Genomic DNA, 23,720 nt, shown 5'->3' on the forward strand with positions numbered 1-23,720 from the left:
CGACTTGGCGAAGATCCAGCTGATAAAAATACTCGCCGTCAGTGACCACTGCCCCACCGGATTGCCGTTATCGTCCGCGCCCTTGTAAAACGAATTCGCGTTCTTGCTCTTTGGCGACAGCACGTACATCACCACGCCGTACACCAGCAGGAATCCCCAGAACAGGGAGGCTTCGGTAAAATTCATTGTCTTGTTCCTGGTTCGTTATTTCCGGGGCCCTGCCCGGGGTTTCTGATTTGGGTGGTGACGGCGCTGGCCGGGAAGGGGCTCAAAAAAACGCCCGTGAATACGTCCCTGTAGGGCTCGGTCGCGATATCCGCGACCAGTCCTAAAAAACTAACCAGGAGCCGAACAACTGGCCCCAAACCGGTAACAGGAAAAACACCGGTGATGCCGCAGCATAATGCGCTCGTCCATACTCTCGGCCAACGAGCCCCCGAGGTCATACTGCGGATCATCATCCACCAGCGTGCAGGCATACACCCGAACCCGGTCACCCTTCTTCACCAGCATCCGGGTGTAGGTGCACATAAAGTGCGCCCGCGACTCCTTGGTCGGATACTTCTCCATACAGGTCTCGGTAATCTCCGGGCTGCCGTCTTCCGAACCGGGCGTACCAAGGTCCGGAAACGCGGTAAACGCCAGGTTCTCGGGAATATGCCAGTCACGGAAAATCGCCCGGAAAACCGCTTCCACATCCGACGGGATTTCCTCAGGATCGGTCTGGCGGGCAATCGACACCTTGAAACCCTGCTCAATCAGCCAGCGGATACCCTCCAGCGCCAGATCAAAGCTGCCTTCACCGCGGTCCTTGTCGTGCCGGGCGCGGTCCGGGAAATCCAGGCTAACCCGGAAGTGGATCGGGTAGGGATTGTCCAGCAACGGCAACACCTGGTGCCGGCGTTTGCGCAGCGGCTCGGTGGCATTGGTCAGCACGAAGCAGGGCCGGTGCTGGCTGGCGTAATCCAGGATGTTGACAAAGTCCCGGATCACGAAGGGTTCGCCGCCGGTGAAGGAAAACTGCTCCACGCCCATATCGATGGCTTCGTGGATAAAGGGTTTCACATCGCTGAGCTTCATGCCGGGAATGCGGCCGTCACCGGGATGGGAGCCTTCCAGACAGAACGGGCAGGCCAGGTTGCAGGCGGTGCCGGTATGAATCCACAGCTCCTTCAGCCTGTGCGCATCAATGTAGCCCCGGGGGTCACCGTTGCGGGTGTGGGTCCAGCTGTCGAACGCCCGGGGCTCCAGGACCTCCACAGCCGGAATACGCCTTCTGCGGGCCGTGGGGGTTTCAGTCAGGGACATAGAGACTCCTCGGTGCTTTTGTGTCTTTGCCGCGACGCCAGCCGTGCAGCTTTTCCAGCAACTTCAGGATGCCCGCGGGAGCATGGGCGCGCTTCCATTCACCGGCAGCGTATTTGGCGGATTCGTTCCAGGTCGGGTACGGATGGATAGTACCCAGGATCTTGTTCAGGCCAAGGCCATGTTTCATTGCCAGGGTGAATTCCGCGAGAATTTCACCGCCATGAGAACCAACCACAACCGCTCCAAGAATCTTGTCCTTGCCCGGCGGTGTGAGCACCTTGATAAAGCCATGGTCTTCGCTCTCAGCTATAGCGCGATCCAGGTCATCCAGGCCGTAGCGGGTGACCTCGTAGGCAACCCCCTTCTCTTTGGCCTCGGCCTCACTAAGCCCAACCCGCGCCACTTCCGGTGAAGTAAACGTCACCCAGGGCATCACCCGGTAATCCACCCGGAAGCGTTTGAACTGCCCAAAGAGGCCATTCACGGCGGCGTACCAGGCCTGATGGGCGGCAGCGTGGGTAAACTGATACGGGCCAGCCACATCGCCACAGGCAAACACGTTCGGGTAGCGCAGGCTCATGTCCTCTTCCACCGGTACGGTGCCGTTGGGCAAGGTATCGACACCAATCCTGTCCAAATTCAGGCCGGCGGTGTTTGCCGCACGGCCAACGGCCACCAGTACCTGATCGAAGGGAATGCGTACCCGCTCACCTTCATGCTCGCAGTAGACGACCTTCTCGTCTTCTTCTTTACGGAACTCCACCGCAGAATGTTTCAAACGGACATCCACACCATCAGCCTGGAACTGCTTGAGGACCAACTCGGAGACATCGACATCCTCCTTTGCCAGCAGGCGCTCCCCCATCTCAATCTGAGTCACCTTGCTGCCCAGCCGGGCAAACGCATGGGCCAGCTCGGAACCGATCGGACCACCGCCCAGTACCAGCAGGCGCCCCGGCTGCTCCTGCAATTCCCACAGGTTATCGGAGGTCAGCGGCTGCATGTCTTTCAAGCCCGGAATCGGCGGCATGGCTGGCTTCCCACCGGTGGCGACAACAATGCTGCGCGCGGTCAGCCGTTCGGTGCGGCCGTCGTTATGCCTGACTTCCAGCTCCCAGGGCGATACGAAGCTGGCCTCGCCAGAGATGCAGTCCACACCCAGTTTGCGATAACGCTCGGGGGAATCGTGAGGCTCCACCTGGGCGATCACGTCCTGGACGCGGTTCATGATGCTCCTGAACGAGCCGTTCACCGGCACTGACTCCAACCCGTAACGGTTGGCATGGCGCAGGGTATCTGCTGCCTTGGCACTGCGGATCAGCGCCTTGGAGGGCACGCAGCCGGTGTTGAGGCAGTCGCCACCCATTTTGTGCTTTTCGATCAGGGCCACTTTCGCCTTCACCGCCGCTGCGATGTAGGCCGAAACCAGGCCGGCAGAGCCACCGCCAATCACCAGCAGGTTGTAATCGAAGCTTTCGGGCTTCTTCCAGCCGGCATAGACCTTGCGGCGACGAATGAAGCCCACCACAAACTTGGCAATCAGCGGGAAAAGTCCCAGCAGGGCAAAGGCAAGCAGCAGGTCGGCCGAGACAATGTCACCGGTGGACCGGATCTGCCCGAGCTGGGTGCCTGCATTTACGTAGACGAAGGTTCCCGGAAGCATGGCAATCCAGCTCACCAGGGCATAGGTGCGCAACTTCATGGCAGTCAGGCCCATCGCCAGGTTGATCAGGAAGAACGGGAAGACCGGCACCAGACGCAAGGTTGCGAGGTAGAAGGCACCGTCTTTTTCGATGCCACGGTCCATTTTCGCCACGGTCTCGGCATAGCGCTTGCGCAAGGTATCGCGCATCAGGAAGCGGGCCACCAGAAACGCCAGAGAGGCACCGATGGTGGAAGCAATCGACACCGCCGCCAGGCCGTACAGGTTGCCGAAAAAAGCACCGCCCGCCAGGGTCATGATCGTCGCTCCGGGCAGTGACAGCGCGGTGACCACTACATAGATGGCCACAAACCCGAGCACCGCAGTCGTCAGATTCTGCCCAATCCAGCTTTCCAGAAGCTGCTGGTTATCCTTGAGATTCTGCAGCGTCAGCAGTTCATTACCACCGCTGGCGATAAAACCGATGATCACCGCCACGATCAACGCGACCAGAATCCATTTTTTCGATGTCATGTAATAATCCTTGTTACCCTTAATAATGTAGTACCGCAGAGACACGCCAGTTGCGGAAGTGTTACATCCGGCCCTTCTGTTTCGCTTCTTTGCTTCTTTCGCAGGTTTAAAGAAGTTGTACGTCGTTCAGGCCGGCATTGTGTCAACGATTGCTCATGAATATCTAACAATTTGGTCACGGCCCCTTGCATGGTGTACGCAGGGAACTTTTCGACAGCTGTCAGAACTTACTGCTATTCTTGAGCAGTTGTTCACAATAGGAAACAGCGATGTCGGATCCAGACACCCCCAGGGAAGCAACACTGATTCAAAGCCTGAAAGCGGGCGACAATCAGTCCTATCGGGAAGCGGTGCGCGTTTACACACCCGGGATGCTGGCGGTCGCCCGGTTCTATCTGGACCACTCCAGCGCCGAGGAAATTGTCCAGGATTGCTGGGTTACCGTGATCGATGCCATTCAAGAGTTTGAAGGCCGGTCGGGCCTGAAAACCTGGCTGCACCGGATTGTTGCCAACCGCTGTAAAAACAGGCTTCGTTCCAGCAAACGGGAAGTGGCCACCGATTTTTCCGAAAGCCTTGAGCCGGAGCTGGCCAGCCGTTTTAATTCCACTGGCCGCTGGGATCTGCCGCCAAAGCTGCAGTTTCACGAATCCGCGGACACACTGATGGAAAATGGTGCCCTCAGCGATTGCCTGGACAAACACCTTTCCGCGCTACCGGAAACCCAGCGCTCCGCCCTGATGCTTTACGAGGCTCACCAGCACAAATCCGACGATGTCTGTAACATTCTGGATGTCAGTGCCTCTAACCTTCGTGTCCTTTTACACCGTGCAAGGCAAAAAATCTTTCTGATGGTCGAAACCTTCCAGGAGACGGGCGAATGCTGATGTGCAGGGATCTGGCCGTAATTGCCAGTGATTACATTGATGGCGAACTGGCTGGTCGGCAGAGCCTGTCCGTGAAAATGCACCTGATGATGTGCAAGGACTGCCGAACCTTTATCGGCAATCTGCGGGCGAGTACCGAGCTGATGAAGGCTCACTCCTCGGCCCAGCCGGACGAGGAGCTGCTGCGCAGGATCGACGAACGTGTGACCGAGGCACTTAACGCACTGAAATCCCGGGGCAGCGATAGTTAATAACCCGTCAAACCCTGTTTTTTTGATGTCAGTGATTACCTGGTATATTCAGAGCTTCTGTTTTGCTGAATTCGCTTGGCCTGATTACGCTTTATCTGCTCCGCTTTGAGCTTATCCGCCCAACTGTCCACGTCGATCGGAACAGTCCCGGTAATCTCCAGGGAACGATCTTCCAGCACCTGCTCCAGACCCTGCGCCTGCCGCTGATAGATAACCTCGTCCCGGTGATACAGCAACGCCTCGATCTGGGGCCGGAAGCAACGCACTATCGCCGTCAGCCAGCGATTGACCGGCCAGCTGGGGTAGGCGTGATCAATGGCAAACTGATCCAGCACTCGAATGATCGTCTCCGCAGGCAGCCAGCTCTCATCGGTTACCCAGCGGTTTACGGCAAACAGGTCGGTAGGGTAACCCCAGGCGTCCATGGAAACTGCGACCAGGTGCGCCACCCTGTCCTCACCCGTGGGCCCCATCACCGGCTCTATCCCTTCAGGCAATGCCGCATTACGAAGAAACAGGTGGAAATGCCCATGCTCGGCGTGGTCGTCCCGGTGAGCATGGTAGTAATACTGGGACGCGGTTTCCCGGTCATAGACGTCCTCTTTCGGGTAGTGGTCCATCTCGTAAAAAGGGCCCTGGCCTTTGAGCACCTCACCAACCACATTTAACCCGCCTTTCTCCAGCACCCGGTAGCACTCCCGGATATCGTCAATGGCCGCCAGACTGGTCAACACCTGGTTATCCGTGAGACTCGCCAATTTGGGAATACCAAGTTCCGTCATTATCTCTTATCTCCTTACCCGCGCGGCTCCGGGAGTTCCCGGAAGCCGCGCGCGTCCGACTGGTCTATTCACCTCAGGCAGCGGCATCTGCCAATCGTTTCCCGGCATTGGCCGAACAGGGGTTCTTCGCTGCACAGGGATTTTTGGTCGCGCACGGATTTTTCGTGGCGCAGGGGTTTTTGGTGGCGCAAGGGTTACAGGCGCCACATTTGCCACCCTTCAGGGCACAGGGATTAGCTGCAAGCTGCTTCTGAACCTTGCCCATGTACGCCGTGAGCGCCGCCAGCTGTTCACCGCTCCAGTCCAGAGGCTCTGCCGCCATGGGCTGAACCATACAAACCTGGACCATCTCATCCAGATGCACCGAATCCATGCCAAATATGTCCCTGGCCATGGCCACGGAATGCGGATAGGCATTGGCAAAGGTTGCGTTGTAGCCAGCGCCATCGTTGTGGCAGGTCGCGCAGGACAGGCCGTTGCTGCTGAGGGAAGGATCGTTAAACAGCTTCTCCCCCAGAGCCATCAGCTTGCAGGGATTCCCCTCATAAGGTTGATAGTTGGCTGGTCGAGTGACCTTTTTGGCAGCACAGGGGTTGGGTTTGGCGCCACACTTGCCCGTAGCTGCGCAGGGATTACAGCCTTTCACAGCGCAGGGATTACAGCCCTTGGTGGCGCATGGGTTCTTGTTGGCACATGGGTTCTTCACGGCACAGGGATTTTTAGTCGCGCACGGGTTTTTGGCCGCGCACGGATTGCAACCGGCCTTACAACCAGCTTTGCAGTGCTGCCCGGCCTTGCACTTGCTCTTGCAAGGAGAGCACGGATTGCAGGCGGCAACCGCCAGCCCGCCGGTGCCAAGCATGGCAGTCATCAATGCAGCGGACCACCAGGCAGTGCGCTGATGTTCATAGGAAATGCGAATGGCTTTTCTAAGAGGATGTATCGTGGACATGGTCTCTCTCCCTGATCATGGAGTTATGGGTTGGGCCCTCGGAGCCCGTCACCGCACAAGGGGCGGTCATGAAGGAGACACATGAGTTCCGGAACTATTACACCAGTTTTCAAAATTAATCGGCCTCATAAATCCGGGTGTCGGGATGAAAGGTGTACCAGGCGAACCAGAAGGCTCTCGTGGCAGGAAGCAGCTTGCCCGACGCATCCCGCAGCTCCGCCGACGGCACCTCCGGATCGTAGTGGATTCGTACCGCCTTGCCGCCGATCCGGTCTTCTAGAACAGCACCGTGGTCCGCCAGTTCGGGGAATGGCCAGGCTTTGCTCTCGCCATTATGGGTCCAGCCCAGCACCCAGGTTTTCGGGTGATACTTCCGGCTGGTGTGGGTGACGGGAAAGTAAAGCCGCTCAGAATGATCGTAATCCCCGTAAGGCGACATCCGGTAGTTGCGACTGTGGCCGGTGTCTGTTGAGAGCACCTGTCCGTCAGAGCCAACCCGTTCCTGCCACCTTCCCCAGAGTTCATGGCGAATGGCGACAGGCGTCAGCTCAGTCCCGGCCAGCGGGCCTGAAATTGCCCGCCCTTCAATCTGTGACCATAGGGATTCGGTTTGATGGTCATACATCAGCAGATCACTGTTATACAGCAGACCCGACACACCAAAGGTCAGGTGACGACCCTCAACCTCCGGATCGAACGCCATGCCGGTTCCGCACAACGGGCAGAAGGTAATCAGCAGCGGCGTACCGTCAAGGTCATGATTGACGATTTCGTGCCAGTTCAGAATGCCGATGGGGTATGCAAAGCGGGCGTCTCCGTCATCAAAGGTCAGCATCAGGTCATCGGCGCGCCAGGGCAGGCTATCGGCGGGGCGCTCAAATTTTGGATCGTCTATTGAGGGGATGCCATCACGAGGTGGCCCACCACGGAGGATTTCATCAACCGGCACCCGTGCGTTGCTGACATCAAATCCGTTTTTGCTCTCGGCAATGGCCGGCTGTGTTGCCCAGAGCAAGAGAGCAATCAGTACCGAACCAATCATGTTATCCATGCTCACGATTCACCTCCTGATATCCCCAGCTCCATCAGACACTGCTCCAGCCTGATGGCCCGCAAGGTGAGAGACCCCTGAACAACCGAAGTGTTACGACGCGCCTTTCTGAAACTGAATTTTTTGTGCTTCTTCATGCACCCTCTGCTCCGCGGCCTCGGCTGGCCGATGTAACAGAGTTCCCCGATGTTTGTCTATTCTATTGGCATAACTTAAGAAAAACCGGGGTAAAATATGCTGTTGAACTGGCTCTCCAGGCGCCTGGCCGCCTACCTTTCCAAGGAAGTTTCCCGGCACTCCACCCGAACCTCCACCTGGGAAGCCATGGTAAACACGCTTGAGCCCGGAGACGTTCTGCTGGTAGAGGGTAATACGCGAATCAGTGTTGCCATCAAGTATCTGACCCAGTCCACCTGGTCTCACGCGGCACTGTACCTGGGGCCGGATGCCGGTCTCGGAACCTCGGACGATGGTGAAGCCCACGTACTCATAGAGGCAGACCTTGAGGCAGGTATCCGCCCGCTTCCCCTGTCTTTCTACCGAAATACCCATACCCGCATCTGCCGTCCGGTCGGACTTGATGAAGACGACATTCACGCGTTGACGGACTATGCCCTAAGCCGCCTCGGCCACCAGTACGACATGAAAAACGTGTTTGATCTGGCGCGTTACCTGTGGCCGACACCGCCGGTGCCGACGCGTTACCGGCACAGACTGCTGGCGTTCGGAAGCGGCGATCCCACGCGGGCCATCTGTTCCACCTTTATTGCAGAAGGCTTCCAGCAACTGCGCTATCCGATCCTGCCAGTGGTGAAAACATTTCCCGCCAACGATCCGGACTGTGAAGACTGCGAGATCGAGCGCTTCCGGATCCGGCATCCCTCCCTGTTCACACCGAGGGACTTTGATGCCTCACCTTATTTCCGGATTATCAAGCCCACCATTGAGGGCAACTTCGATTACCGGGCAATCGACTGGGAGGACCGGTAACCCTCAGGTGTCGGGCGACCGAGCAGAAAGCCCTGGAGTTCATCACACCCTGAGGTCAGCAGCCAGCTGGCCTGGGCTTCTGTCTCCACGCCTTCGGCAATGACCTCGCAGCCAAGGCTGTGAGCCATGGAGATCATGGTGCGACAAAGCACCTCATCCTGTTCGTTATCCGGCAATCCGATGACAAACGCCCGATCGATCTTGATGCGTTTGACCGGCAGTGCTTTCAGGTAGGCCAGCGACGAGTAACCGGTACCAAAGTCATCGACCGCCAATAATACGCCCAGTGCCCGGAAGCGCTGAAGAATCTTCAGCGCCATGGTGACATCTTCCATCAGCGCGGTTTCGGTGATTTCCAGTTCCAGACAGTCCGGTGCCAGATTGTGGGACTGCAAAATGTTTTCGATGGTTTCAGCCAGAGACGGGTCTGCCAACTGGCGGGCGGATATATTGACGGCCATGCGTCCCTCGAATCCCTGTTCAACCCAACGTTTCATGGTCACAACGGCCTGTTCAACGACCCACAAACCCATAGGGATAATCAACCCGGTCTGCTCCGCAACCGGAACAAAGTCAGCCGGAGACACAAGACCATCAGCGGGATGGCGCCAGCGCAGCAGGGCCTCATACCCTACACAACGACGTAGCCGGTCAAACTGGGGTTGATAGTGGAGCTCGAATTCCCGGTGCTCGATAGCGGTACGCAAATCCCTCACCAACGTCTGATGCCGTTGAATCTGTTCGCCGAAATCCGAAGCAAAGAACTGGACCTTCTGATCCGGCGATTTCTTCGCCCGGTGCATGGCGATCTCGGCGTGGCTCAGCAGGGTCTCGGCGTCACTGCCATCCATCGGAGCAACGGCAACACCAGCGCTGATATGGCATTCATGACTGAATCCCCCAACCTGGACTGGCGCAGTACAGGCACTGATCACATCAGCAATATCCGCTTCCAGATGTACCTCTGGCTTGTCTTCGCGGGCCGTAAACCACAAACCGAAGACATCACCGCCCAGCCGGGATACAAAACCCGGCTCCCGGCTGAAACGGCCAAGCCTCCGCGCCACCTCCTGCAATACCCGATCACCCGCCTGGTGGCCCGCAAGCCCGTTGAGTGCCTGAAACTCATCAAGACCAAACACCACAAGCGCACTGGCTGCCGCATCGTGTTTGCCCGCCTCCGCCAGATACTGCGTAATCCGTTCTTCAAACAGGTTACGATTGGCCAGCCCGGTGAGTTGATCGTAAAGGCTCCGGATCTCCAGTTCCTGCTCGGTGCGCTTCAGTGAACGGGTCCGCTCCATCAGCAACTGATCGAGGCGCTGGTTCAGGGACTGCAGGCGGTTCAGGTAAGACGCATTCTGTTTCAACATGCCGTTAAACGCGCCCTCAACCTCCCCGAACTCATCACACCGTTCCGGCTGCCGGACGTAGCTCAGGGGGTGCTCGGCATCGGTGCCGGCCTGGATAATACGGCTGCGTAGTCTCAGTAAAGGTGACAGCATCATGCGATCGACCACGGCCATGGTGACAATGGTTACGAAAATGGCAATCAGCAACGACAGCCCCGAAATGCGAGCTACGAACGCGGTCAACTCCGCCGAGACACCGGTAACGTCCACCCGCGCCCGCACCGGGTAGTCGCCGAGCCATTGGCCCTCCCGCCAGGCAATCTCCAACCGGATACCTTCGGGCCGCTCAAGATCCCGCAGCCGCCCCAGGGCATCGCCCGGCTCCCTGACCGCCTCACCAGCGCGTAACCACTGGTCACCCACCATCAGCTCGATACCCGTTAACCGTGAGCTTTCGAGCAAATGCTCAAGCGAGTCGGCGGTTACCGAGCCTGACTTTGTAGCCAGATAGGTTTTGATGGCCTGTTCAGCGACGGTGGCATGCTGGCGTAACAGGCTCTCTTCGTAATTTCGATAAGACGGAATCAGAATCACGAACTCGATGACCAGGATCGCCACAAAGGCGGCCACGGTCAGGTTCCGGCACAGCCGACAGGCAACAAGTTGTCTGGCCCAGTTCATCAGCGATTGCCAGTTGGTCCGACCGAAACCAGTGCCTTCCCTCGCACCGTCAAAACCTGCTTCCATCCCAGCCGGCCACCTCATTGCACTGTCTCCCGTTGATTGGCGTACCCGTTGATTCCACGTACTATCGACACAACAGGCTTACGGTTGTTACACCCCCTGTCCCTGCACGTCCACGGCTGTTCAAAGGTGAAGATAGCGTGGTTGAGGTTTTCATCAACCCCGTGATCAGTCGTTTGTGACAAGATCTACCGGCGATTCTTATAGCTCCCGCACCCCCAACCAGATCCCTGCCAGCATACCGGCCAGGGCAGACAGGCTGGCCAGGGACAGGGCGGGCAAGGCCAGTAGCAACTGGAAATCGTTACCCCCCAGCGCCAGAGCTGATCCGGCTCCCATCAACAACCCGCTGCCCAGGTGTTTGCCGGTTTCGCCGGAGGCTGGCACCACCCATCGGAAACGGCGGAAGCGCCAGGCGCCCGCGGTCATGCCCAGCAACATGGAGACCAGTATCAGTGCCCGGGAGAACGACGGCGGTGGCGAGGTGCCTACTATCAGGTTAAGCCCTGCGTCGCGAACAAAATCACTGGGCGACCAGGCCGGCTCATATAGAAAGAGCGCACCCGCAAAAACTCCCACTAGCATGATGCCGCCCCACATGCGCCAGCGGTGGCGAAACTTCCGGTAAACCAGTATCGAGGCCAGCACCAGGCTTGCCACCGCAAACCAGGGCAGCAGCCCTAGTTGGTATGGCGTGCTCCGGAGGTCTGGCTTCAGGTCTGCAATGATCAGCAATACCCATCCGGCCAACCAGCCCAGCATGGTTAACAGCATGCGCAGATCTCCACTGGAAAGGCGTGTAGCCGTGGAGATGGAACAGGCGCCATTGATCGCTGCCCCGACCCCGAACACAAAACCACCCAGGGGGATAGACCAGTGAAAAGGATAGACCGCCAGAAAGGAATGGTCATGATATTCAATCAGGGGCGTGAACAGATAGATCCAGAATCCAGCCATGAGGATAGCTGTCAGGCGCAAACGTCGGCCCCTGATCCAGTCGTTGACACCACGGACCATACAGAGGCCAGTTACCTGGGCGGTGTAACCAATCACCGCGGCAATGGTCAGTGCGATTGCGACTGAAAACATGAAAACCCTGCTCCCTATCCTGAAGTTCAGGACACGCGAACAGGGTAAATGTTACCGGAGGGCAGGTTGCCATTTCCCGACCCGGTTATCGGCAAAGTTCACGCTCCAGAAGCCTGTCGGACTTAAGTGATCGTCACGAGCAAGGTGGGAAAGCGGCACAGTAGATCAGCCTTAAGTCCGACAGGCCGCCAGTGCCCCGTCTGGCTAATTCGCTAATCTACTGAGCCACTGAGGGCCTTGAGAGCAAGGCGCGGTGGTGAAGGTTTGGTGGTTCCAAATCGAGCACGCGGCTTCCCTCCTTACCCATAAATTAATTGTAATGCGAATCATTATCAGTAAAATGCGCACTAAAATATGGAACTAGTGCTGGAGAATCCAATGCCAAAATCCGAATATTCAAAGCCGCTTAAGCGCCACCCACTGTCTGTGGCAATAGCCCTGCTCCCGGTCTCGCTTCTGGCTATTGGTACTGCACCTGCCCTGGCACAGAAGCAGGCTGATGCGCCCGCCCTGCTACCCGGCCTGAACGTTACCGCCGACTGGCTGGGGCCGCCGACCGAAGACTCCGAGAAAACCTACACCGGCGCCCGCACGGTGGTGGAGGAAGAAGAACTCCAGGATACCGGGGCGCTGAATCTGGAGGATGCCCTGCGCCCGGTACCCGGCGTCACGGTGCTTGATGAGACAGGTACGGGCATTCTTCCCAACATCGGGGTGCGCGGTCTGAACCCGCTGCGCAGTGAACGGCTTCAGATTCTGGTGGATGGCTACCCGATTGCCATTGGACCTTACAGTAACGTTGGCGTCTCGCTTTTCCCGGTCACGCTTCCGAGCCTGGAAGCCGTGGATATTGTCCGTGGCGGTGCCTCCGTTCATTACGGCCCTAACAACGTGGGCGGCGTGGTTAATTTCGTGACCAGGCCGATTCCGGCGAAAACCTCCCAGACCCTTCGCGAGCGGGTCACCATCGCCGAAGAGACCGGCAACGTCTTCACCGATACCTATTACCGTGTCGGCGGACGCGCCACCGACAAACTCGACTTGCAGCTCCAGGCCAACGTCCAGCGCGGTGACGGCTTTCGCGATCACTCCGATACCGAAGTGGATAACCTGATCCTGGACGCCCGCTACTACCTGAACGACCGGCACGAACTGGCCTCGCAGTTGCAATACTACCGTGTGGATGCCGAACTTCCCGGTGCCCTGACACCGGAAGCCTATGAGCAGGACCGTACCCAGAGTCAGCGCCCGTATGATGGATACGAAGCGGATATGAGTCGCGCCACCTTCACCTGGACGTACACGCCGGCCAACAACATGGAATTTCAATGGCGCAATTTCGTGCAAGATGCCGACCGTACCTTCTTTTTTGGTCAGAACCTCAGCGGTAGCGGCCACTGGGCGGATCCCGGGCTGGATTCTACCCACGTCGCTGATTCACCGAGACTGTTCACCGTTTACGGCACTGAGCCACGAATCGCCATCAACTATGGCCGTCACGACATTACGCTGGGTGCCCGATTTGTCAGTGAGGATGTGGAGTTCGACGTCAATCGCCTGGAATTTTCCTCCGGTACCCGTTCCGTGGCGCGCGACTGGCACCTGGACACCCGGGCCATGGCTTTTTACGCCAGTGATACCCTGTCGTTCCTGGATGACCGCCTGACCGTAACTCCGGGTCTGCGCTACGAAGACGTGGATATGGATTTCCGTGACAACCTCAGCAGCACCACCGAGGGAAACCGCGCCGAGGAGTTATTGCCGGGCCTGACTGTCGGTTATCAGGCTTCCAATGATCTGTTTGTCTTTGCCAACAGCCAGCGCTCTCTTGTGCCGGTCCAGATTGCCCAGACCACGCGTGAGGGCGCGGTCGCCAATGAAACTGCCTGGAATAACGAGTTTGGCGCACGATTGCAGGTAACCCCCAGTCTGAGCTCATCTGCAACACTGTTTCGAATTGACTATGAAGACCAGATTCAGTTCAATCGCACTACCAGTCGTTTCGAGAACCTTGGAGAGACCCGCCACCAGGGTGTCGAGCTGACGAACCAATGGAGTGTCAACAACCACTGGGAACTCGGCTTTGGTTACACCTTCCTGGACACGGAGCAACTGACGGGTGAAAACGAGGGCAACGAACTGCCCAACGCGCCGACCCATAAAGTCAGCGCCGATGCGGTGTACAGTTACCAGGCCTGGGATGCCAGCCTGAACTGGGTGTACGTCAGTTCCAGCTACAGTGATGCGGACAACACAGAAGAAGAAACCAGTAATGGCAGCGCCGGTGAGTTGCCGGACTACCATCTGGTCACTGCCAGAGTCGGTCGCGATATCCCTGTTGGCGGTGATCGCGTCCTTAACCTGGGCCTGGCTGTCAACAATCTGCTGGATGAGGATTATTACTTCCGGGGCGTGGACGTCAGTCCGGTCGGCCGTGTGCCCCAGCCCGGCCGAAGCTTTATCCTTGAGGCGCAGCTCGACATCTGATGGCCTGTTTACGGAACCGGATCGCGAAGATCCTGATCATTGTCCTGCTGTCGCCTGCTTCAGGATTGGCTGACGACAGCGGCATCCGGCTGACGGATGACCGCGGGAAGACCCTGCGGTTATCCGAACCCGCGACCCGACCCGCTGCGATTTCGACCTTTGGCGCCGATGTCGCACTGGCGTTGAGCACCCCACCGGTTGCGGTCACCGACTACGGTATCCAGGGGATCCCGGACTACCTGGCGTCGGAACTAACCGGTGTTCATGGCCTCGGCCCGCGACATCAGCCAAACCTGGAAGTGCTGTCATCGGTCCGGCCGGATCTGGTCATCGCCATTGGCCGTTATACCGAGAAAGACGGTGATCAGATTGAAGCCATCGCCCCGCTGCTCGCCTTGGACCTGATCACGGTTCAGGACAGCCTGCGGGCCGTGGAATTAGCGGGACAAGCGCTGGGGGCACCAGCAAAAGCCACGGAACTCAACGCTCGCTTTCTGGACCGCCTTCAGGCCCTCGCCAAGGGTAATAAAGGAAAGGGGACCGAAACGGTGGCGCTCCTGACCAGCGGCAGTGAAACACCCTTTGTCTATTACGACCACTTTCTGCCGACAGCGCTGCTGGAGCGCCTGGGCTTCGACAATGTCGGGGGAAAGCCGCCTAATCCCGACAGCGGTATCCCGCTGGGTTACAGAATCAGTCTTGAAGCACTGTTGGAGCTTAACCCGGATACCATTCTCCTGTTGCCCACCCGTCGTCAGCGAGCATTCACAATGAATCCGATCTGGCCTTACCTGAAGGCAGTGCGCAACAACGGCGTCTACGAAGTTCCGCAATACTGGAAAGAAGGGGCCGGCCCCATCGCCAGGGAACGGATCCTTGACGACATTCAGCGCCTGTTGCTGACGTCAGCGCCGACAGAACCGACAAATGATGAGTGACGATTCAACCACCCGCCCCATCAGCATTTACGGAGCAACTGTGTTGCTCCTGATGCTGCTGTTCTTCGTGGGCCTGATGGCGGGCTCCCGCTGGGTGTCGCCGACCCTGTTGCTGACAGCCATGGACGGCAGCAGTGACCTGCTGACACGCATCACCGTGCTGGAGCTGAGGCTGCCGCGCAACTTGCTCGGCATTCTCGGCGGCGCAGCCCTCGGGGTTGCCGGTGCCGTCATGCAGGGCGTCACCCGAAACCCCCTGGCCTCGCCTGGCCTGACCGGCGTGATCGCATCGGCCGCCCTGGCAGTGGTTTCGCTTCATACCCTGAGTACGCCCGGCGCCCTGTGGCTACCGCTGATGGCCCTTGCCGGAGGCCTGTTGGGTGGTGCACTGACGTTTGCCATCGCCGGTCGGCGACAACTTCAGCCAGAGCGCGTGGTGCTCGCCGGAATAGCGGTAACATCGCTGGCCACCGCACTGACCACGGGCCTTCTGCTGGTGTCAGGGGCGGAGGCGGCAGAGCTCTACTATTGGCTGGCCGGCAGTCTGATGGGGCGGGGATGGCTTCAGCTCCAGATGGTGCTGCCCTGGCTGCTGCTTCCACTCGGCACCTTGTTCGTCATGCAGCGGCCATTCCGCTTGCTGCAACTCGATGATGATCTGGCGCTTGCCATGGGGCTGGCCGTCGGGCGCTGGCGACTGATTTTTCTGTTGCTGGCTTTACTGCTGGCTGCAGCACTGGTCGCTTTCACCGGTCCGATCGTGTTTATTGGCCTGGTGGCGCCGCACATTGCCAGGCGGATGATTGGCAACCAGATCCAGCATTGGCTGCCCCTGAGCGCCCTGTTTGGAGGGCTGTTGTTACTGGCAGCCGATATCCTGGCACGACAGCTGGCTTTTCCCCAGGAGTTACCCGTCGGTATGCTGACGGCCCTTATCGGGGCGCCCTGGCTGGTTTATCTGCTCAATTCGCGAACCTCACCCCGGAGCGCATAAGGTGACAAATCCGGCAACGACACCTCCTCGGGCAGGCCGCCGTGGCATGCAGATTCCAGGCGCCGGCCCTGTCGCCAGACTGCTACTGGCGGGCGGGCTCAGTCTGGTTGTTGTCATCGTCGCGGGCGTCCAGTTGGGGGCGGTAGACCTGACATGGTCCCAGGTATGGGCCGGACTGACCGGCAACAGCTCGCAACACGTGCAACGAGTGGTCTTCGAATTAAGGCTGCCCCGCACCCTGGCCGGCGCCCTGATTGGCATTCACTTTGCCCTGTCAGGATGGCTGTTACAGTTGCTGAGCCGCAACCCGTTGGCCGAGGCCGGCATTCTTGGTATCTCCGCGGGCGCCAGTCTGGTGGCCGTCGCCGCCTTTATTATCGGAGACTGGATAGTGTCCAGCGCGAATCCCTACAACAATGCGTCGTTCGCGCTTCAGTATTTACCCCTGTTTGCCATGGCGGGCGGGCTTGTGACGGCCCTTTCGGTGTACTTCCTTGGCATGCGACATGGCCACCTGTCGCCGGTCAAGATGACCCTGACCGGCGCGGTAATTGCCGGCATGTTACACGCACTGACCACGGGCGCCCTGGCGTTCTGGGGCCACGCCCATACCGAGTTGGTTGCCCAATGGCTGGCCGGCTCATTGTACGGCGCAGAATGGCAACATCTCCGAGCGCTGTTGCCATGGACACTCATCGGGCTGGCCGGTGTCGGGCTGCTCGTGCGCCCACTGGAGGTCATGCAGCTTGACGATCAACACGCACGCACCCTGGGTCTGGGCCTGAATCGCTGGCGTGCCTTTGCCCTGCTGATTGCCACCCTGCTGGCCGCCAGTGCCGTTGGAGTGGTGGGGCCGGTTGGCTTCATTGGCTTACTGATTCCCCACATCAGCCGCCGGCTGGCCGGTGCCAATCTTCCGGCCCAGTTGGTGTTATGTGTACTATTGGGAGCGGTACTGGCGGTGCTGGCGGATTTACTCGGCCGGACACTGTTCACACCCTATGAAGTGCCCGTGGGTGTGGTTTCCGCCGTCCTCGGCGTACCGTTTTTTCTTTACCTGTTATCGCGTCAACCCTGAGGCCGGGATCCGCCATGTTACGAACCGAGCATCTCTCACTTGCCTACGGTGACAAGCCAGTTGTGGACAACGTCTCGCTGGCCATTCCAGAAGGTGGGATCACCTGTCTTCTGGGCCCCAACGGTTCCGGTAAAAGTACACTCCTGAAAAGCTTCGCGGGCCTGCTACCGGCCCGGTCAGGACAGGTTTACCTGGACGACAGGCCGGTTGAGCAATGGGACCGGCGCCGGCTGGCTCTCAGGCTCGCCATGCTGCCCCAGAAACCGATTGTACCCGATGGCATCAGGGTTCGGGATCTGGTGGCGCTGGGTCGTTTCCCACACCGGAAATGGTGGCAAAGGAACCTCACCACCGACGACAGCGCGACCCTCAATGCAATGGCAATGACGGGGGTTTCGGACCTGGCGGAGCGACCGGTGGAAGCGCTCTCCGGAGGGCAGCAGCAGCGGGTATGGATCGCCATGGCGCTGGCCCAGGAAACCGACATTCTTCTGCTGGATGAACCGACCACGTTTCTGGACTGGGGCTACCAGCTGGAAGTGCTGGAACTGTTATCCACGCTAAATCGCCAGCACGGATTGACCGTTGTGATGTCACTCCACGACCTCAACCAGGCCGCGCAATTTGCTGACCGGATCGCCGTCCTGGCCGGTGGCCAGCTCGAAAGCATCGGCAACCCCGGGGAAGTGATTACCGAGCCCCTGATCAACCAGGTATTTCGGGTTCATACCAGTATCATTACGGGGCCGGATGGTCGTCCATTTTGCTCCGGGTTTGCCGAATCCTTTAAATACGCATCACCCTTTTGAGGGCGCTAAACGCCTAGGATATGCGCAAAAGCAGGGAACGCCCAACCTGCGTCAAAGAATTACTGGTCCAACGCTTTTTTCAGTTGACCCAGGAGAGCCGTGTATATCCCCTGGCAGAATTCCTGCGCTGCCTCATCGTTACCGGTCCAACTGGAGTACCACTCCACAAAGGTGCCGCCATCACCTTCCGTTACCGGACGAACCCGGACATGCCCCTCGTAGCTACTGACTTCATTTGAAGAAACCGGAGAAGGTCCTTCGTCGATGCTGTAGGTGAGCTCTCGGTTATCGTCGTCGAGAGCATGCAGGGTCTCGTGAAATGCCCCGTTCAGCACCCGTTTGGCGCCCGGCTGGTCGCCTTTCTTGTCCCCGACAATATCAACATTGGTTACTACATCCGGCGCCCAGCTCATGTCGTGAAAGTCGCGAAGCTTTGCCCAGACCGTCTCAGCCGGTGCATTGACCACAACTGATTGATAGGTTTTACCCATGGTGAATCTCCTCGATCTTCTACGTAAGTGAAGCGTCTGTCTTCTGATCCCCTCTTTGCCAGCTTACTTCACGGGTTCCCACTTCTCGACCCGATTATCGGCAAAGTTCACGCTCCAAACGGTTCCGTCACTCTCGATGGCGACGGCCATTGCCGTGTGGCCGGGGTTTTCCGGCTCGCTGCCGAATGCGGTGAGGTAGTCCCCATCCGCCGCGAACTTCTGTATACGATCGTTATAAAAATCGGCCACAAAGATGTTGCCTTCAGGGCCGACCGCAATTGACGTCGCGGTGGTGAGCCAGCCCTTGAGCGGCCCGTAGATGCCCAGGGCAAACGGCCCACCCCACTTGTGCAGAAAATCACCTCCGGTATCGAAACTCTGGACACGATTTCCGTAGCCATCTGCCACATAGAGAGTTCTGTCATCAGCAAATGTTACATCAGTAGGATAAGTAAATTGCCCTGCACTCTTTCCCGTCTCCCCGGTGGTTCCCCACTGTTTGACGAAGGAACCATCCGCCCGTAAGTGCTGAACACGGTGGTTGTAAAAGTCAGCCACGAACAGGTCGCCATTACCGGCGACGGCAACACCGCCCGGTGCATTGAACTGCCCCGGCTCCTCACCGGGGCCGCCGATTACCGCAAGAGGCTCGCCAGCGAGGCTGAATACCTGAATCCGGTCGTTCATGTACTCGGGAACGTAAAGTTTTTCGTCGTGGATCGTCAGGTTCATCGGCCGTCCGAGCTCGCCGATGCCATCGCCGGTGGTGCCGAATGCCCGTTTGAGTTGCCCTTCGTGGTCAAAGACCTGGATACGTCCGTTGCGTGCATCGGATACGAAGACTTCGGTATCCGTGACGGCAATACCGGTAGGGTCATTCAGTTGCCCCGGGCCGCTGCCTTTTTCACCCCAGCTATGAACGAGAGCGTACGGCGGCTCCTGGTTCCAGTTGATCGCCCCGCCCGCGCAGCCGAGTATGGTGAGCACTACCACGAGACCGAGAATACTGTAGCCTGACCATTTAGCGATTTTTTTCATGCCGCACCCGAAACCTAGAAATTGCGGCGAAAGCCGACGCGCACAATATAATCGTCCTCGATGGCGTCACCGTTGGAGTCTTCGGCCACAGGCAGTTGTACCGTGCCTTCGACGATCCAGCTTCTGCTAACGTATTGCAGCCCGGGTGCCAGCAGCCACTGGGTACCCCCGGAATCGGCATCGGTGCCACTCCCCAGGTCGTCGCGTTCCCGATGGATTACATTGGACTCCAGCAGGGCATAGACGAAGCTCGGCGTGCCAGGCACACCCTTCATGCTTCGCGGCCAGATCCGGTATTGCAGCGAAGCGTCGAAGCGCGTCTCATCCCCTCGTGCGAAACCATCGTGGCGCCCGTTTTCGCGGTAGAGTAACTGCCCATCCACCTGGTACTGCAGCGTCTGGTAGGTAGTTACCACAGCACCGAAGACATCCCATGCGCCATCGCCGGCCTGTAGCGGGCGTGGCAGTTCGCCGAAACGATCACTGTCGTTATCGTCGCCGGTTGGGGCGGTGAGGCCGACAACCGGTGCCACGCGAAAGGTGCTGCCCGTATAATCCTTCTTGTAGAGCGTGTAGCGGCCAAACAGCGAAATATCGCCAAAACCGCTGGTGTCACGCTCCACCCGGCCCATGGGTGTGGTAACGTCCAGCTCTTTATTGAAAAAGTAGGGGACCATGCCAAACACGGCGAACTTCGAAGTGACGCCATAACCCAGCACACTGCCCAGGGCCTGTACCGAGACTTGGCGGTCCATAGGCCCATTGTCCGAGCGCTCCCGCAACACAAACTGCTCACGCCAGATAGTCTGGCCCTGGGCCACGGGCAGGGCGGTGTTGAAAGTATTGGGGGCGGCTTGTACTGCAGACACACCGGCCATTAACAAAGCGCCGACCAGCACTGGTACGCTAAGTAAATGGTTGTTATTTCGCATCGCCACCTCCTGTCTCGCCTCCGGCCTCTGAGTAGGATCGCAGCGTGAAGCCAGCCTCATCGACTGCCTGACGGGCCCGCTCCTCAGTGAGTGTCTTGCCCTCTTGCAGGGTTACGCGTACCAGGCTTTCACCAACGTCGACCTGCACATCAGTGACACCGTCGACCTTGTTCAGACGTTTTTCGATGCCGTAGGCACAGAAGGGGCAGGCCAGGCCGTCCACACCCAGCACGTATTGATTATCGGCGGCCAGCACGGCAATGCTGAATATCAGAGCCGATAGCAGCACGTACAGTTTTGTTAACATGACGAATCCTCTCTCCATGGATGTACAATCACAGCTTTTCACCTTGATTTGACTCCACCTCAGAGCCGGGCGAGGTAATGTTTTACGACCGGCTTGCATAGACAATCCGCGCAAGGATCACCAGAGTCGCCAATTGCAGTGCCGATTTGACCCAAAAGCCGATGATCATCCCCTCGACCATGTGAAAAAGGGCGAACAAGGAAAGTAACGGCACGACATAACGATTCTTGCGCACGATGCCCCAGATAAAATAGATGACCAGGCCAAGTGAGATATAGATATTGAATGCCCGATACGACAGCAAGCCAAAGTTGATGGTCTCGGGCGCCCAGCCCTGGGCGCGGTAGACCAAAACGCTTGTCGCGCACGCGGCAAACAGAAGCTGCAATGCGATCAGTGCAATGCCCTGCCATCGCGTGAGTGATAAGGGTTGCCGATTGTCTTTCATCAACAGAATCCTTCTTGACATTGGGCGTATGGCGGTCAGCGTCAGCCCCACTGTGTTTGTTGCCACGTCCAAGGCAACATCATTGCCTGCCAGACCGGGCCGGCCTGTTCAATCACCCACGCTCGCCAACGTATCGAAAAACAGCGCCGGGCGTTGCCACAGCGAATTGACAAAAATGGCGGTGACGCTGGCCGCCATGGCCACCATCGCCCAGACCGGATATATCAGACCAGTGCTGGCCAGCGGAATACCGATGCCGTTGAACAGAAATGCCAGGCTGACGTTCTGGAGCATTTTGCGATAGCCCCAACGGCTGATGTCCATTGCCGTCACCACGGCGCCCACCCGGCTGTTGAGGATGATGATATCGGCGGCATCAATGGCAATGTCGGTGCCGCCGCCCATGGCGATACCGACGTCCGCCTGCATCAGGGCAGGGGCGTCGTTGATGCCGTCGCCGACCATGGCGACCCGCTGGTCTCGCTGCATTGTGCGCAGTCGATCTGCCTTCTGTTCAGGCAGGACACCGGCGTGTACTTCGTCGATACCGGCCTGTAGCGCGATATGATGGGCAGTGCGTTCATTGTCGCCGGTCAATAGGGCGGTGCGGATGCCCATCGCCTTCAACCTGGCTACGGTGTCGACGGCGTCGGGGCGCAGAGCGTCGCCGAGTGCGATGGTGCCCAACAAATATCCGTCGCGGGCCACCACGATCACCGTATGGCCCTGAGCCTCGTCCGTTTCCACGGTATCGGCAACGGACGCCATTTTCACGCCGGCCGCTTCGGCGAAGCGCGGGCTGCCTACCAGTACCTGTTTGCCGTCCACGTGCGCGGTGACACCACGGCCGGATTCGGCCTGAAAGTCGGCAACCTCGGGAAAGTCCACATTCCTCTCAAGTGCGGCTTCAACCACAGCCCGCCCCAGTGGGTGCTCGGAGGCCACTTCGACGGCCGCAGCCAGCGCCAGCAGCGCATCGTCGTCGCCATCCACGCTGTATACGGCACGCACCGCGGGGCGCCCCTCCGTGAGGGTGCCGGTTTTGTCAAACACCACCTTGTTCACCCTGCGCAGAGCCTGGAAGGCTTCACCGGTGCGCATCAGCACGCCCCGGTCTGCGGCTTCTCCGGCGCCGCGCACGATGGACAGGGGCGCGGAGATACCCACCGCGCAGGGGTAACCCATCACCAGCACGGTCAAGGCGGCGAACACGGCCCGCTCCAGGGCCGGCTCGCCGCCAATCAGGACGGGGCCAACCGACCAGAACCCAAAGGCGAGCGCGGATATGATCAATACGACCGGCGTATAAATCCTCAGCACGCGATCTACCAGATGCAGCAATCCTGGCTTGAGTGCACGCGCATCTTCAATGCTGCTGACCACTTGCTGGAGGAAGCTTTCGCTGCCGATAGCCGCTACCTGCAGAAGAAGCGTGCCGGAGCCATTGATCGCGCCGCCCACGACGGTATCCCCGGTCATTTTCTCCACCGGTAGCGGCTCGCCCGTGATCAGGGACTCGTCCACGGCCGAGCCGCCTTCAACCACCTCTCCGTCTAAGGGAATTCGTTCTCCGGGCCGAATCCGTACCCGCATACCAACCTCAACCTGGTCTGCGAGCATGTCACGCTCACCGTCTTCGGTAACGACACACGCGGTTTCCGGCTGCAGGTCCAACAACCGCTTGACCGACTGCGAACTGCGGGTCTTGACGATCAGCGACAGCCATTCGGAGAATAGATGATAGGTCAGTACCATGACGGAGACGGCGAAAAACGCTGCAGTGGGGTAGCTTCCGGGCGATGCGATCAGGCCGATGGCGCCCCCGGTCAGCCCGGCGAAGGCGCCGATTTCCACCAGTACGTGCTGGTTGAGGATGCCACGGCGCAACGCCTGAAAGGCCATGTTCAGCATTTGCCGCGCCACGCCAAACACCATACCCAGTGCCAGCGCGCCGACGGCCAACGGCTCATAGCCGCCCAAAACGCCGGCGGTGCGTAGCGCAAGAAACGCCAATCCGCCTGCCGCCAACAAGGCCGTGCCCGTGAGTGCGGCTGACATGCCCTCGCCGCGTAACACCGCGAAGCCGAACAGAACCAAGCTGACGTAAACCAGCGCGGAAAGCCCGAAGGTCCAGGCCGAGGCAAAATCAACGATCAATCCGACCGCTGCAAGGCTCATGGCCAGGGCGACGACAAACCGATTGCGCTCAATCGCCAACGCCCGCTCCTGGCGTTCGAACGGTTCCACCTTGCGCGGGTCGCTCAGGGTGTAGCCGATCTGCTGCAAGGTACCCATCAAGGCCTCGGCGCTGTTCTCCCGGGCGTCGAACTCCACCAGCGCCTGCTCGTGAGTCAGGCTCACCGCAACCCGGCGCACGCCAGACTTTTTGCCCAGCGCGCTTTCAATCGTGCCGGTGCACAGCGAGCAGTGCAGTCCACCGATATGAGCCTTGACCCGTTGAATGTCGGGGTCCGCCGTGGGTTCCAGACTCCAGGGCCTGGTATCGTCGTCAGCGGTTGTCACTGCCGTGTCCATGATGCATCCCCTTGATGAAATGAAATCACATTTCAAGGGTAGGCCCCGTACCAAGATACGGAGTCAAGGGATCGAGGAACA

General features: G+C 58.8%; 21 protein-coding genes and 1 pseudogene. 8 read left to right on the plus strand and 14 right to left on the minus strand.

The features are described from left to right. The 3 genes and pseudogenes from AC13C0_RS19955 to AC13C0_RS19965 all read right to left on the minus strand — a co-directional run. Positions 1 to 186: pseudogene (locus AC13C0_RS19955) on the minus strand (sodium:solute symporter); the annotation flags it as partial. Positions 187 to 336: 150 nt separating this feature from the next. Continuing rightward, complete coding sequence (locus tag AC13C0_RS19960; RefSeq protein WP_341580866.1) at positions 337 to 1,308, minus strand: radical SAM protein; 972 nt, start codon at positions 1,306 to 1,308, stop codon at positions 337 to 339. After that, the gene (locus AC13C0_RS19965; protein WP_117618800.1) at positions 1,295 to 3,484 is read right to left on the minus strand and encodes an FAD-dependent oxidoreductase; all 2,190 of its coding nucleotides are present in this window, start codon (positions 3,482 to 3,484) and stop codon (positions 1,295 to 1,297) included. Before AC13C0_RS19965 ends, AC13C0_RS19960 begins: the two co-directional genes overlap by 14 nt. 269 nt (positions 3,485 to 3,753) lie before the next feature. Between AC13C0_RS19965 and AC13C0_RS19970 the strand changes: the two genes are divergently transcribed. Together AC13C0_RS19970 and AC13C0_RS19975 are read left to right on the plus strand one after the other, a co-directional pair. Continuing rightward, positions 3,754 to 4,371: an RNA polymerase sigma factor gene (locus tag AC13C0_RS19970; RefSeq protein WP_117618801.1), complete on the plus strand. Its 618-nt coding sequence runs from the start codon at positions 3,754 to 3,756 to the stop codon at positions 4,369 to 4,371. Beyond that, positions 4,365 to 4,622 carry a zf-HC2 domain-containing protein gene (locus tag AC13C0_RS19975; RefSeq protein ID WP_117618802.1) on the plus strand — a complete coding sequence of 86 codons (258 nt, stop codon included), beginning with the start codon at positions 4,365 to 4,367 and terminating at the stop codon, positions 4,620 to 4,622. The genes AC13C0_RS19970 and AC13C0_RS19975 overlap by 7 nt, the downstream gene beginning before the upstream one ends. Positions 4,623 to 4,657: 35 nt before the next feature. Here the strand turns inward: AC13C0_RS19975 and AC13C0_RS19980 are convergent, their stop codons facing one another. From AC13C0_RS19980 to AC13C0_RS19990, 3 genes are all read right to left on the minus strand, one after another. Continuing rightward, entirely contained in the window at positions 4,658 to 5,404 is a 747-nt protein-coding gene (locus tag AC13C0_RS19980; RefSeq protein WP_205422185.1) for a DUF6969 family protein, read from the minus strand. Positions 5,405 to 5,477: 73 nt separating this feature from the next. Beyond that, entirely contained in the window at positions 5,478 to 5,927 is a 450-nt protein-coding gene (locus AC13C0_RS19985) for a cytochrome c peroxidase (protein ID WP_341580867.1), read from the minus strand. 544 nt (positions 5,928 to 6,471) lie between these two features. Next, on the minus strand, positions 6,472 to 7,407 hold the full coding sequence (locus tag AC13C0_RS19990) for a DUF3179 domain-containing protein (RefSeq protein WP_341582801.1): 936 nt from the start codon (positions 7,405 to 7,407) through the stop codon (positions 6,472 to 6,474). A 234-nt stretch (positions 7,408 to 7,641) separates the two neighbouring features. On the opposite strand from AC13C0_RS19990, the gene AC13C0_RS19995 reads away from it, so the two are divergent. Next, positions 7,642 to 8,397: a YiiX/YebB-like N1pC/P60 family cysteine hydrolase gene (locus AC13C0_RS19995; protein WP_341580868.1), complete on the plus strand. Its 756-nt coding sequence runs from the start codon at positions 7,642 to 7,644 to the stop codon at positions 8,395 to 8,397. Here AC13C0_RS19995 and AC13C0_RS20000 read toward each other — a convergent pair. Together AC13C0_RS20000 and AC13C0_RS20005 are read right to left on the minus strand one after the other, a co-directional pair. Then, entirely contained in the window at positions 8,367 to 10,514 is a 2,148-nt protein-coding gene (locus tag AC13C0_RS20000) for a putative bifunctional diguanylate cyclase/phosphodiesterase (protein ID WP_341580869.1), read from the minus strand. The genes AC13C0_RS19995 and AC13C0_RS20000 overlap by 31 nt on opposite strands. A gap of 180 nt (positions 10,515 to 10,694) precedes the next feature. After that, entirely contained in the window at positions 10,695 to 11,582 is an 888-nt protein-coding gene (locus AC13C0_RS20005; RefSeq protein WP_117618807.1) for a YeeE/YedE thiosulfate transporter family protein, read from the minus strand. Between the two features lie 378 nt (positions 11,583 to 11,960). Here AC13C0_RS20005 and AC13C0_RS20010 point away from each other — a divergent pair, with 378 nt between their 5' ends. From AC13C0_RS20010 to AC13C0_RS20030, 5 genes are read left to right on the plus strand one after another with little or no spacing between them, the layout of a single operon-like run. Continuing rightward, on the plus strand, positions 11,961 to 14,069 hold the full coding sequence (locus tag AC13C0_RS20010) for a TonB-dependent receptor family protein (RefSeq protein ID WP_117618808.1): 2,109 nt from the start codon (positions 11,961 to 11,963) through the stop codon (positions 14,067 to 14,069). Next, on the plus strand, positions 14,069 to 15,007 hold the full coding sequence (locus tag AC13C0_RS20015) for an ABC transporter substrate-binding protein (protein WP_341580870.1): 939 nt from the start codon (positions 14,069 to 14,071) through the stop codon (positions 15,005 to 15,007). Before AC13C0_RS20010 ends, AC13C0_RS20015 begins: the two co-directional genes overlap by 1 nt. Further along, entirely contained in the window at positions 14,997 to 16,001 is a 1,005-nt protein-coding gene (locus AC13C0_RS20020; RefSeq protein WP_117618809.1) for a FecCD family ABC transporter permease, read from the plus strand. The genes AC13C0_RS20015 and AC13C0_RS20020 overlap by 11 nt, the downstream gene beginning before the upstream one ends. A 46-nt stretch (positions 16,002 to 16,047) precedes the next feature. Beyond that, entirely contained in the window at positions 16,048 to 17,079 is a 1,032-nt protein-coding gene (locus tag AC13C0_RS20025; protein WP_227539278.1) for a FecCD family ABC transporter permease, read from the plus strand. A gap of 14 nt (positions 17,080 to 17,093) precedes the next feature. Next, on the plus strand, positions 17,094 to 17,888 hold the full coding sequence (locus AC13C0_RS20030) for an ABC transporter ATP-binding protein (RefSeq protein WP_117618811.1): 795 nt from the start codon (positions 17,094 to 17,096) through the stop codon (positions 17,886 to 17,888). A gap of 59 nt (positions 17,889 to 17,947) precedes the next feature. Here the strand turns inward: AC13C0_RS20030 and AC13C0_RS20035 are convergent, their stop codons facing one another. The 6 genes from AC13C0_RS20035 to AC13C0_RS20060 all read right to left on the minus strand — a co-directional run bounded on the left by AC13C0_RS20035 (position 17,948) and on the right by AC13C0_RS20060 (position 23,639). Further along, on the minus strand, positions 17,948 to 18,379 hold the full coding sequence (locus AC13C0_RS20035) for an SRPBCC family protein (protein ID WP_117618812.1): 432 nt from the start codon (positions 18,377 to 18,379) through the stop codon (positions 17,948 to 17,950). Positions 18,380 to 18,442: 63 nt separating this feature from the next. After that, positions 18,443 to 19,417, minus strand: a complete 975-nt coding sequence (locus tag AC13C0_RS20040; RefSeq protein ID WP_117618813.1) for an NHL repeat-containing protein — start codon at positions 19,415 to 19,417, stop codon at positions 18,443 to 18,445. Between the two features lie 14 nt (positions 19,418 to 19,431). Further along, entirely contained in the window at positions 19,432 to 20,349 is a 918-nt protein-coding gene (locus tag AC13C0_RS20045; protein WP_341580871.1) for a transporter, read from the minus strand. After that, a complete protein-coding gene (locus AC13C0_RS20050; RefSeq protein WP_341580872.1) occupies positions 20,339 to 20,656 on the minus strand; it encodes a heavy-metal-associated domain-containing protein in 318 nt (105 codons plus the stop codon). Before AC13C0_RS20050 ends, AC13C0_RS20045 begins: the two co-directional genes overlap by 11 nt. 82 nt (positions 20,657 to 20,738) lie before the next feature. Next, on the minus strand, positions 20,739 to 21,104 hold the full coding sequence (locus AC13C0_RS20055; protein ID WP_341580873.1) for a hypothetical protein: 366 nt from the start codon (positions 21,102 to 21,104) through the stop codon (positions 20,739 to 20,741). Between the two features lie 108 nt (positions 21,105 to 21,212). Then, positions 21,213 to 23,639 carry a heavy metal translocating P-type ATPase gene (locus AC13C0_RS20060; protein WP_341580874.1) on the minus strand — a complete coding sequence of 809 codons (2,427 nt, stop codon included), beginning with the start codon at positions 23,637 to 23,639 and terminating at the stop codon, positions 21,213 to 21,215. Positions 23,640 to 23,720: the final 81 nt, after the last annotated feature.

Source organism: Marinobacter sp. B-21, assembly GCF_056857895.1.